This is a genomic window from Niallia sp. FSL R7-0271 (assembly GCF_038005785.1).
GTDB lineage: Bacteria > Bacillota > Bacilli > Bacillales > Cytobacillaceae > Niallia.
The window spans coordinates 2,269,357-2,281,582 of the sequence record NZ_JBBOTZ010000001.1; the positions used below are offsets into that span (position 1 = coordinate 2,269,357).

General features: G+C 39.3%; 10 protein-coding genes and 1 tRNA gene. 6 read left to right on the forward strand and 5 right to left on the reverse strand.

The window, feature by feature from the left end:
- Positions 1–49 precede the first annotated feature (49 nt).
- Genes MKX82_RS11555 through MKX82_RS11565 form a run of 3 tightly spaced genes read right to left on the reverse strand, consistent with a single transcriptional unit; the run spans position 50 to position 4,070 of the window.
- Positions 50–1,477, reverse strand: a complete 1,428-nt coding sequence (locus MKX82_RS11555) for an APC family permease (protein WP_341077296.1) — start codon at positions 1,475–1,477, stop codon at positions 50–52.
- 16 nt (positions 1,478–1,493) lie between these two features.
- Positions 1,494–2,066 carry a hypothetical protein gene (locus tag MKX82_RS11560; RefSeq protein ID WP_251645495.1) on the reverse strand — a complete coding sequence of 191 codons (573 nt, stop codon included), beginning with the start codon at positions 2,064–2,066 and terminating at the stop codon, positions 1,494–1,496.
- 54 nt (positions 2,067–2,120) lie between these two features.
- Entirely contained in the window at positions 2,121–4,070 is a 1,950-nt protein-coding gene (locus MKX82_RS11565; protein WP_251645494.1) for a primary-amine oxidase, read from the reverse strand.
- A gap of 200 nt (positions 4,071–4,270) precedes the next feature.
- Here MKX82_RS11565 and MKX82_RS11570 point away from each other — a divergent pair, with 200 nt between their 5' ends.
- The 6 genes from MKX82_RS11570 to MKX82_RS11595 all read left to right on the forward strand — a co-directional run bounded on the left by MKX82_RS11570 (position 4,271) and on the right by MKX82_RS11595 (position 9,751).
- Entirely contained in the window at positions 4,271–5,071 is an 801-nt protein-coding gene (locus tag MKX82_RS11570; protein ID WP_251645493.1) for a helix-turn-helix domain-containing protein, read from the forward strand.
- A 92-nt stretch (positions 5,072–5,163) separates the two neighbouring features.
- Positions 5,164–5,237, forward strand: a tRNA-Arg gene (locus MKX82_RS11575).
- 263 nt (positions 5,238–5,500) lie between these two features.
- Positions 5,501–6,511: an AraC family transcriptional regulator gene (locus tag MKX82_RS11580; protein WP_251645492.1), complete on the forward strand. Its 1,011-nt coding sequence runs from the start codon at positions 5,501–5,503 to the stop codon at positions 6,509–6,511.
- Positions 6,512–6,684: 173 nt separating this feature from the next.
- Positions 6,685–7,260: a TetR/AcrR family transcriptional regulator gene (locus MKX82_RS11585; RefSeq protein ID WP_233314735.1), complete on the forward strand. Its 576-nt coding sequence runs from the start codon at positions 6,685–6,687 to the stop codon at positions 7,258–7,260.
- 68 nt (positions 7,261–7,328) lie between these two features.
- Complete coding sequence (locus MKX82_RS11590) at positions 7,329–8,342, forward strand: quercetin 2,3-dioxygenase (protein ID WP_341077301.1); 1,014 nt, start codon at positions 7,329–7,331, stop codon at positions 8,340–8,342.
- Between the two features lie 32 nt (positions 8,343–8,374).
- Positions 8,375–9,751 (forward strand): MFS transporter, encoded by a 1,377-nt coding sequence (locus MKX82_RS11595; RefSeq protein ID WP_341077304.1) that lies wholly within the window; start codon positions 8,375–8,377, stop codon positions 9,749–9,751.
- Positions 9,752–9,796: 45 nt separating this feature from the next.
- Here MKX82_RS11595 and licT read toward each other — a convergent pair whose 3' ends face one another.
- A complete protein-coding gene (licT, locus tag MKX82_RS11600; protein ID WP_233313558.1) occupies positions 9,797–10,627 on the reverse strand; it encodes a BglG family transcription antiterminator LicT in 831 nt (276 codons plus the stop codon).
- A gap of 127 nt (positions 10,628–10,754) precedes the next feature.
- Positions 10,755–12,176, reverse strand: coding sequence for a 6-phospho-beta-glucosidase (locus tag MKX82_RS11605; RefSeq protein ID WP_341077308.1), 1,422 nt, complete (start codon positions 12,174–12,176; stop codon positions 10,755–10,757).
- Positions 12,177–12,226: the final 50 nt, after the last annotated feature.

The following is a 12,226-nucleotide window of genomic DNA, read 5'->3' on the forward strand; positions in this document are numbered from 1 at the left end:
AGGTTAATTTAACAGGGTGTCTAAAGTTTTCTTTAGACACCCTATTATGCTATTGATCTAACTGAGGCGGCAGCGTCTTAAATCCACTTGTTCGCTTATACAAAAAGAAGATTCCTAGCACCAGCCACACCGTGCCGAGAAGCAGCGCCAGTCTGTCCATACCAGCCCATACATATACGATGACGGCAAACCCAAGTGCCGGTAATACAAAAAATTGCAGATGATTCCAGCCTGTTGGCTTCCAAATTTGACTGCTATTAAGTTTAAGTCCCTCCCTTTTCTTCTTCACATAATACAGCCAGATAACAGAAAGATTCAGTGCAGCAAATCCAAAAAAGGCGCCGTAGTTTACTAGATTCGAAATGGTACCGATATCTACAGTGCTCCCAAGAATAAATTCAATAGCAACAATCATCATAATGTTATAATGTGGCGTATTAAAGCGTTTATTGACTCCTGCAAATATTCCCTTTGGCAAAAGATTATCACGTCCCATGCCATATAATAGTCTTGACCCCGCCGCAGTTGCCACGAGGTTAAACACTGCAAGTGAACTCAAAAAGCCAGCACTGTAAAAAAGCCCAAATCCTTCTCCTCCACTAATCACAGACACTTGATATAACACAGTGTTAATCCAATTTTCATCACTCACATAGTTCCTCCAGTCAGGAATAACTAGCATCGCTGTATAACTGCACACTACCATTGTGACTAAGCCGATACCAACACAAAGAAAAATTGCTCTTGGTATATCTTTTTTGGGGTTTCGCGTTTCCTCAGCCATTGTGGTGATTGCATCAAACCCCAAAAAGCTGAGCACCGCCAAAGATGTTGCGCCAACTAATCCTTCTAGACTATCAAAATGAAAAGGCTGAGTACTAAACAATGTTCCTGTTCCCACATCATTTGCATAAACTGCCCTGCCCCAGACTAATATACAACCCCAAACAACAAATTCACCAAGTAGTAGAAACCAAATCCCCATTTTTGACATCAGCTCTACACCGAATAAATTTAGTATCCCAATACCAATAGAGAAAGCTGCAAGTAACACCCAAAAAGGAATGCCAGGAAAATATTGTTGGACGAGATAAGCTGCACTCACAGAGGTGACAGTTGGTATTAACACATAATCTAAAGTAATAACCCAGCCTGCCAAAAAGCCAAGATGAGGATTCCAACCTCTTCCTACATAGCTGTAGACTGAACCTGCTAACGGAAAATTCTTCACCATAACAGAATAGCTGTTTGCAGTCAAAAGCATGGCACATCCTGCGAGCAAAAATGGCAGGGCGACTGTGCCGCCGGACGTCGTCAGAAGGACGCCAAAGATAACAGCAGGCGCTAATGGCAGCATGTAGTTCAGCCCAAAGGCCGTCAATTGAATAATATTCATCGATCCATGTAATTCTTGTTCATAACCGAATTTTGCTGTGAGTGAATCCTGCTGGGCACTATTTTTCTTTTGCAGCTCCAAATGTTATTCCTCCTTGTTAATGTGAGTGATTATGAATGCTCGTATCCAATTCCCCTTGTTCACTGCTCATTGTTTCGGCAAAGCCTACAGTGCTGATAAGGATAATATTCATTATAAAAAATGCAGAAAAGACCTTTAGCTTCCCTTTAAACGCAGCGGGATTACTTGTTACTGTATCCTTTGTCAACAGTAACAGGACGAAGTAAACGCTAATTAAAAATAGGAAATCCATAGCAAGAATCATGAAGATTGCTTCTATCCCTGTAAGCATCACACCGAGCATGGTTCCCATCATCGCTCCCATCAGGCTTGAGGCTTGTGCTTCCATTATTCCTTTGACTCCAAAATCTTTTCCTGAAAAAACAGCAAGAGCAGCGCTTAAAATGATAGCTAAAACAGTCATTAATGCAAAAAAACCAGGAAACCATACAGCTAGCAGCAATCCAATTGTCACACTACTTGTCATGGACAAAAACATAGGAATACACGATGCATATGGACTGACTAACTTAAATTTTTTTAACTTTTGGCTCAATCCAAAGGAAATAATATATAAGATTACCATCAACAAACTTATTCCGTTTATCATGAATTCCCCTCCATACTGGAAGGAGAAGAAAATTATTTTCTTCTCCTTCTTGTTTTAATTCGTACTGCAATTAGAATTAGAGTGACAAGCTGTTTTCGCTTTTGGCCGAGGCAAATCCAAAGCTGGATTTCGGTCGAAAAAGCCCACTGGTTTTAGCTGGAAATTGATATAAGCTGTTGGCATTACTGGCCAATCTTCTGGTCTTGTAATATGATGGTGCCCCATTGTATACCAAAGTACGATATCATCATTTTCGATATTCCGGTTTTTTGATATATACTTTGGCAAACCGTCACCGCCTTGATGCTGATTTGGATAGTTGCCTGTAGCGTACTTTTCCTTATCATCAAACTTTGTTACATAAAGATGATGTTTAAGAAAGCTGGCCCGTTTCATTACACTTGAATTTTCTCGAGCGAACGGCAGGCAATTTTCTCCTGGCATAATCTTATATCCCACAGGTGTTCCAACAGCATTTAGAGAATTGGGATTTATCACCTTCCATGTCCGCTGTGTTGCCAAATCTAACGTTCGTTGTGCCTCCAATTCTGTCTTAAAGACCTTTGTATCAATATAAAAAGCATTATCGTGCGGATTGTCTGCTCCTTGTTCTTCAGGCAAGGTATTGATTTCCATAACAGAATTGTTCATTCCATCAAGCATAGTGTCTATTCTGTAATTAAAGAAATGCTGATGATAAGCGGCGTTCAGCTTTGGAGCGATTTCTGTTCCATATTTTGATTTTCCACTCTCATCAAATGTTCCTGTATTAAGCATGCCTGTCAGCTTTACTTCATTCTCAATGGTGCCGTCTTGATAAAAGCTCCAATAAAAACCATAATCATAATTCCCGACCGTACAGAAGAAAGAAATCACCAATCTGCGAGACCGGCGTGTTTCTACCTGTTCAGTTCTCCAGTCAGTATGCTTCCAGGCTATTCCATAATCCTCCTCATGTAGACATACAGCGTTCGGTATTGTCCGCACATTTCCCTTACTGTCTGTCATAACGGCATTAAAATAGCGAATTTCCCCTAAGCAGTCACAGCCCAGCGTCAACGAGTTTGCCAGCTGCCCCATTCCATATTCACCTGCGTCGAAGGCGTTTTGAGTATTGTGAGCAAAGCTTGAGTCTGCATACGGAACAACCATTTCTGACAATGCAGCCCTGTAAAGAATTGGTCGCACTACTCCTTTATCCTCATAACCAACTGTATAAAGGACAAGACCTTCTCTTGGCGTAAAACCGAAACGAATATGCCATTTTTGCCACTTAATATAATGTCCTTCCACCTCAAAGCTTGGACCTTCCGGCTGAATTATTTCCAGTGGTTTTAAGTCTGTTCTTAATGTAATACAGTCTGTTGCCTCTGGCGTGTAATTAGCATCAAGAGGCGGCAGTGGACGGATGCCGTGATCTTCAAAGCGATGAATTTTCATTTTATTCAAATCGACATATACGACAATCCCTGTTAATGGGTACGCATAGCCATTATCATTCGGAAATTTTCGCACCCAGCAGATTGCCCTTGCCAGCCGCTTCCCTTCATCTTCTTTGACCCCAAAGTTACCAGCAGACCACGGATCTACCATAACAAGGTCGGGATTTGTAATTCCTCTTCTTTTTAGAGCTTCTTTAAATTCAGGACTGTTCTTCACAACCTGTTCACATTCCTCAAACTCATCCAGCATTATACCAGGTTGGACCCCCGGGATATGGTTCCATTCGAGAACCTTTCCCATAGTGATTGAAACTATTGCTTCAAAAGTTTGTTCCGATTCATTGTCCAGAATAATAAGGAAAGCTTCGCGATTAATGTCTTCACCTACCTTATATTGAAGAACAACATCCTTATCTGGTTCATTTAAAACGACTGTGCAAAAGCGAATACTCTCAGCAAGGTTTTTTTCCTGTTTAAGAATGGCTACTGCTTTTGTTATTTCTTCAGCTGTTAATGGTTCGAGGGGGTGATTGACCTTATTAATAACACTTTGAACACTCATTTTAGTTCCTCCTTGTTTTTGGTTGAACTAAATATACTTAATTTTCAGAATATAAACATTGTAAAAAACGGAACATGTTAGTTCACCTATAAAAACTATGTAAGATAATTTAACATTATTGTGGTGCAATCATAAACGGTTAACTTATAATGTTTAACAACTTGCTTATGTAAGAAATTACGTATCGTAGGAGGAATTTTATGTCTTTTCTATTCAATCCCACTCAGCCTGAAATGAAAAGGTACAGCCATTATTATGAAGAAGCAAAACCTCCTGCGTTTTTGCGGCAGGAGATTTATTTGTTCTATCAATTTAGAGTTCAGAATACTTCGATTGTCCATTTACCTGTCATACCAGATGGCTGTATTGATGTGCTTTTTTGCTTTCATCCGCACAATCCGTTTGCTGTCGTAGCTACCAGCCCTGTCGAACGCTGCACTTATGATTTCATGGCAGACTGTGACTATTTCTGTGTACGTTTTTATCCAGAGCAAACGAGCCTCCGGTTCCAATGCTCCATGAAGGAAATTAATGCTTACAAACAAATATCCTTTTTTGATATCATCCGTTGCCATCCTTCTATTTTGGAGGAATTAGCCCAATTAAAAACATTAAATGAACGCATCCACCGATTTGCCTTCTTTCTACAATCACAGACTCAGAGCGGCAATTACGACTTGAACCTAACCTCGTATTGTCTTGAAAAGATTTATACCTCTCACGGAATGTTAAATATGAAAGAATTATCTTCCCTAACCGGTTATTCTGACCGTTATATCCGCAAAAAGTTTGAACATTATATTGGCTTTTCTCCAAAAGAATTTAGCCAAATTGTCAGACTGCAAAAGTCAGTGGAAAGCCTGCTCGCTAACAATTCAGCAATTAACGAAAAGACAGTAGATAATTTTGGTTTTTATGACAAATCTCATTTCTATAAGGACTTCAAAAAGTACATGCATATTACGCCAATCCAATATAAAGGCATTTGCTCGCTGACTTAATATTATTTTAAAAAGGAAAAGAATGGTTTCCAGAGCTAATTACTTTACAGAATTCGCCCGATGTTGTATCCTCTTAAGGTAGCATATTTCATGTCTCTGTAGCTCAGTAGGATAGAGCGGCAGCCTCCTAAGCTGTGTGTCGTGGGTTCGATTCCCTCCAGGGACGTCATCATAAAAGCTGGCACTTTGCTGCCGGCTTTTTTCTGTCTGCGCCTTAAATTCTCTGCAAAAAACTGCTTATATTTATTGCTTCTCCCCCTAATTGTTTACAGCCATTTTAAAAAAACAGTAATTATTAAATAAAACGCTTGCTAAAAACTTGTAAGCGGTGTCATAATCATTTTATATCATTATCATAGTGTTAGTTTTACTTATTTAAATCATTATCCTAAAAAAGCAGTTATTTAAAGACAAGGGTATGGTGAGGCTATGTTGGTTAATAATTTGAGGGAAAAATTGCTTTCAGAAAATGAAATTGAGGCATTTGCCTTGGCATCTGGAACGGATGATCTGCATGAGATTTTATCCAGTCTAAATTCAGCTTCACAGAGTGCTGAGGATGCAGTTCTGTCAGCAGATTCTTTAATGAACAAGACAGACAAGATTACCATCATGAAACATCCCCGTTATGTCGATATTAAAGTACATAAGCATGACTTTCTAGAAATAAGCTATGCCTATATTGGCGGATTTACACAATGGATTAATGGAGAGACAGTTGTGATGAAGGAAGGCGACTTGACGATATTGGATACAGATGTCATGCATACCATCCAAAAGGCAGATAAAGACACCGTCATTATTAATATTCTCCTCCGCAAAACTTATTTCAATCATAATATTCTTGCCCGTTTGACTGAGAATGATCTCATTTCTAAATTTGTGATTGATGCCATCTACAAACCGAAAATGAAAGGCCGTTACCTTTACTTTCCTTCATCAGGAAATGAAAAAATTAGAAATTGTGTAGATGCTGGATTATTAGAATATTACAATCCTGATATTGGCGGCCAAGAGGTACTCAGCTGCCATATCGTCTTATTGTTTACAGAACTTATGAGAATGTCTAAACAACAACCGAAGACGTTGGCAGAAGATGTCTCAAGTATTGCCATTGTTGATATACTCCAATATATTGAAGAGCATTATTTAACAACAAGCTTAAAGGAGGTTGCGAAGCATTTTCACTTCCATCCTAATTATTTGAGCAGGCTGCTGAAAGAAAATATCGGTAAAACATTCAGTGAAATGGTGCAAGAGCTTCGCCTCCGTCAAGCAAAGCTTCTCCTCGAAAACACACAAATGCAAATAAATCGGATTGCTGACGAAGCAGGCTACACTAATTTCAATCATTTTTATAAAAAATTTAAAGAGTATTATCATACAACTCCTGCTGATTACCGTAAACGTGTGATTTTAGAAAAAAATATTCTTGAATAACTAACATGTTTATGTACCTTAAGCCGACTGAAATAACCAGCGGTTTAGGTACATTTTTTTTTTATAAAACTCAGAAATAGCTTTAAATGGAGAATTGCTTCTTTGACAATAGCTTATCTATTTTCTATAGTTAGGTAGGACTATTCTCACAATTGAAGGAGAGGAAAATAATGATGGAGACGAAATTAAATTCCCGTGACAAAATACTGCAAACAGCTTCTCGGCTTTTTCAGCTGCAAGGTTACCATGCGACAGGCATGAATCAAATTATCAGTGAAAGCGGACTGCCAAAAGGTTCTATTTACCACCACTTTCCTCAAGGAAAGGAATCATTGGCAATCGAAGCCGTCCACTATACAAGCAGTTACATTGAAAGAAAGCTGCAAACGATTATGGATGAAATAAATGACCCTATTGAAGCAATTCAAGCGTTTATTGCCGATACTTCAAGTCAATTTGAATCACCTGAACATATTGAAGGAATTCCGATCGGATTGCTGGCAAGTGAAACGGCACTTATTAGTGAGCCGTTGCGTCTTGCATGCGTTGAGGCATTTGCAAAATGGGAAAGAATTATTGCTGCTAAACTAGTGCAAAACGGATACAACCAAGATTATGCATTAAAGATGGGCATGCTGATTAATTCCATGATCGGCGGGGGGATTATGCAGTCGATAACCCGTAAGGACAAAGCACCATTGCTGGCCATCAGTGAAATTATTCCACAAATTTTTAACAACAAAGGGTAGAATTTTTTATCCCTTTGTATTATGATACTAGACAGACCGGTCTAGTCAATTACAAAGGAGATAAAAGCATGAACTTATTAAAAGAAACAGGACTACCAACAGAAAAAAAACCTTATTTACTAAGAAGCGGTGCTGGGGAACATCGTCTCTTCGGCAGACAAGTTGCCACCATAATGGCAGATTCACCTAGTACAGATAATATTTTTGGGATGGTGATGATTACTGGAGGTAAAGAGGATTCCTTTCCTTCTCATATCCATGAAAACACACATGAAGGAATATTGATTTTAAGCGGCAGACTGGAAATAAAGCTTGATGGCATCAAGTATTTGCTTACAGTTGGCGACTATGCCCACATACCTGCTGGAACTGAGCACAGCTATGTTATGAAAGCCCACAGAACAAGATTTGTCTCTTATACTGCCAATGGTGAAATCGCAGAGCTTTACCGAATTATTGGTAAACCCTACAACCAACCTGAATATCCGCCAAATGTTAATAGTGACATCCCAACTGAAGTTTTGCTGGATGCTACTTTACATACAGATATACAGTTAAAAAAACAGCCTGAGATAACTTCAGAAGTAGCAAGTGTCACGAGCCTGCCTGACAGCGCAATTCCTTATGTTATCTACTCAGGTGAAGGAGACCGTCTTTTGACAGGAGATCAGCTTCATCGCATTATTGCATCACAAAAAAATACAGATGGCCAATTTATTATTGTTGCTTCAGACGGGCCTGCTGGTGACAGGATTGTTGAACATTATCATGAACATCATACGGAAACATTCTTCTGCCTTGAAGGGAAGATGACGATGTGGGCTGACGGCCAAGAGATTGAGATGCTTCCAGGAGATTTCCTTCATGTTCCAGCAGGCACCGTTCACTCCTATCGCCTAGACTCTCACTATACTAAGATGGTCGGCTTGCTCGCTTCTGGTTTATTTGAACCATTTTTCCGCATTCTTGGCGACGATTTTGAGCATTACACCTTCCCAAGTGAGGCGATGCCGCTTCGTTTCGACCGGGTTATCGAAAACTTAGATGTTCTTGATCTAAAAGTGGTCAACAAACCAAAATAAATAGCTAATAAACGATTAAAAGGAGAAGAAAAATGGTTGTCGCTGCAAATAAAGAAAAACAAGGTATAGACAGGCTGGTAACAGTTCTTGTTTTTGCATTAGTTATTTCTGTCATGAATTCCACTATGTTCAACATGGCCATTCCTTCTATTACTAGAGAGTTCAATCTGCTGCCAACAGAGGCAGGCTGGATTGTGACAGCTTACATTATTATTTATGCAATCGGGTCTGTCATTTATGGAAAGCTGGCTGACAAATATATGCTAAAAACATTGCTAACCTTTGGTTTATGCACTTTTGCAGCAGGGAGCATTCTCGGTTTTGCAGCAAGCAGCTTTCCTTTGCTTGTTGCAGGCCGCTGTCTGCAAGCGATGGGAGCATCTGTCATGCCAACTGTGTCAATGATTATTCCCACTCGCTACTTCAATAGTGAAAATCGAGGACGAGTATTAGGTTTAACATCTGCTGGCATGGCGTTAGGAACGGCGATCGGTCCAATTGTAGCTGGCTGTGTGACTAGCTTCTTTAATTGGCATTATTTATTTATTGTCTCCTTGCTGTCTCTTGTTACCTTGCCGTTTTTCCGCAAATACTTACAAGAAGAACAACAGCAGAGATATGGAAAAATAGATTTGGTCGGTGCTGCCTTCCTTGCTGGAACACTCGCTTTTCTGCTGCTGGCTATAACACAAAGCTCCATTTGGTATGCTGCTTTATGTGGTTTATTTTTTATGCTGTTTCTATGGCGGATTCAATCAGCAAGAGACCCATTTGTACAGCTTTCTTTATTCAAAAATAAACAGTTCTCCTTAGGAATTGTCATTTCTGGACTTTGTTCAGGAATCGGCTTCGGAATTCCCTACTTGACACCGTTGCTGCTGCAGGATGTTAATGGACTGTCACCGATTTTGAGCGGCTTGTATATGTTTCCGAGTGCCTTACTTGCAGCAAGTTTAGGGCGAAGCGGCGGAAAACTTGCTGATTTAAAAGGGAATCATGTTCTTACTTATATCGCTCTGCTCGGTTTCTTTGTCGGCTACAGCATCCTTTCCATTGTGGCAGGCTTGTCACCGTATATTATTATGTTTGTACTAATGTTTGCTTGTATCGGGCAAACCTTTATGCAAATTGCCTTGTCCAATACTGTATCAGGCACACTCGTAAAAGCAGACGTTGGTGTCGGAATGGGGATTTTAATGATGACGAATTTTATCTCTGGTGCTCTTTTCACTACATTAATGAGCAAAGCGCTCGAAAAAGGCAGCTTTTCAGTTCAGCTGAATCCGCTCCTTCAAGCACAAGACAGTTTAAACTACAGTAATATTTATACAGTGCTTACTGTTTTAATTATTATCGTCACATTCACTTACCATTTCCGCTTTAAAAGATATAGTGCGATGCGTGGATAAATAAGAGTATACAAAAAAGGAAGGCTAAAAAAAGCCTTCCTTTTGCTATCGACTAACTAGCCTTTGAACATGAATAGCTAAATACAGCTTTTCATTGTTTGTAATATCGTAGTCGAACTGTTTCTTTATATATTCTGAGATTTTTTCTGTACATTCAACACTTCCTGGATGTTTCTGTTTAAAAGCATCATATAAAAATGAATCATCATCCGCCAAGTATGTTTTACTGTACAGCCGTTGTGCAAAAAACTTCAAATGGGTGAGAAACCGGAAATAGTTCAGCGATTCTTCATCAAATTCCATTTTATAATGATATTTAACAATATTCATAATATCCTGAATGACCTTTGTTATGTTAGCAATATTAGGCATTTCCTCACTTAAACCAGCATTGACAATATGCATTGCAATAAAGCCAGCTTCATCTTCCGGCAAATCTACTCCCAGCTTTTGTTTTACGAGCTGCAAAGCTTCCTTACCAATTGTGAACTCATCTTTGTAAAATCGTTTGATTTCCCATAATAAAGCATTCGTAATGATATGTCCTTTTTCTATTCTATCAACAGCGAAGTGAATATGATCTGTTAAGGAAATATAAAAACTGTCAGTAAAGCTTCTGCCGAGCCTGTCTTTAGCAAGCTTAATGATTTCTTCTGTCACTTCCATATATTCAATGGGGACTTCATAAAGAAGGGTCTTGAACTTTTGCGATATATCTTTATTCTTCAGCTCAAAAATCTTTTCAATTTTTTCTTCATCCACGATATCTCCTGGCTTCTTCTGCCAAGCGAGCCCCTTTCCAATAATGATGAGCTCTTCCTGCTTGTCATCAAGTACACTAATGACATTATTATTAAATACTCTGGTTATTTTCATGTAACCACCTATTCGTTTAATATCGTATGTTTCTCTTTATTATAATAGAAAAAGTGATCTAAAAGGACTATTTTTCGAAAATTCAAAAGAAGGAAAGCAACCTTCTGCTTTCCTAAAATGATGCTGATTATAGATTTTCACCGTTTGCAGCGATAACCTCTTTATACCAGTCAAAACTCTTTTTCCGTGATCTGGCAAGCGTGCCGTTTCCGTCATTATCCTTGTCCACATAAATATAGCCATAACGCTTTTTCATTTCTCCTGTTGATGCACTTACAAGGTCGATTGGTCCCCAGCTAGTATAGCCAAGCACTTCCACACCTTCATCTATTGCTTGAGACAGCTCTTTTAAATGCTGACTTAAATAATCGATGCGGTGGTCATCCGAAACTTCCCCATTATCTGTGGGAACATCAATAGCTCCTAAGCCATTTTCCACAACAAACAACGGTTTTTGGTAGCGGTCATATAATTGATTAGCTGTAATGCGGAAGCCTTTAGGATCAATTGTCCAGCCCCATTCTGACTTTTGGAGAAACGGATTTTCAATGGAACCGAACACATTTCCTGAAGTAGTCTTATTGATTTCTGGGTCTGTGCTTGTTGTTCTGCTCGCATAATAGCTGAAACCGATATAATCTACTGTATTGTTAAGCAGAATCTCTTCATCTTCTGCTTCCATTTCAATCGTAATATTATTGTCTTTAATGAATTTTTTCGCATAGCCTGGATATTTACCGCGGGACTGAATATCAATAAAGAAGAACGAATCACGGTCTTTCTCCATTGCGTCAAGAACATCGTCTGGGTTGCAGCTGTAAGGATATGTCTGTCCTGCAGCAAGCATACAGCCGATTTTTGCATCTGGAATAATGTCATGGCAAGCTTTCACAGCAAGTGCACTTGCCACAAGCTGATGATGTGCTGCCTGGTATTTCACCTGCAACTTATCCTCACCCTCTTTAAACACAAGGCCAGCTCCAACAAACGGCAAGTGAAGTAGCATGTTGATTTCATTAAAGGTCATCCAGTACTTTACTTTATCTTTATAGCGGTTGAACAAAGTTGTTGCATATTTTTCAAAGAACCCGACAAGCTTGCGGTTTCTCCAGCTGCCGTAATTCTCCACCAAGTTAACAGGTACATCGAAATGAGCGATTGTCACAACTGGTTCAATGCCATGCTTGTTCAACTCATCAAACAAATTATCATAAAATTTCAAGCCAGCCTCATTCGGTTCGGCATCGTCACCATTTGGGAAAATCCTTGCCCAAGAAATCGATAAACGCAATGCCTTGAAGCCCATTTCGGCAAATAAGGCAATATCCTCTTTATAACGGTTATAAAAGTCAATTGCTTCATGTGATGGATAGAACTCACCCTCAATTGGTTCATAAGAAGTCAGATTACCCATCATAATGTCAAATCTTTTTTGACCCGTCGGCAAAAGATCAACTGTTGTTAATCCCTTTCCATCAGCAAGATATGCTCCTTCAGCTTGGTTTGCAGCGATCGCGCCGCCCCATAAAAATCCTTTTTGAAATGCCAAAATATTTCTCCTCCTTCATATTTAACGCTGGTTAAGTAAGGAGCTGATTC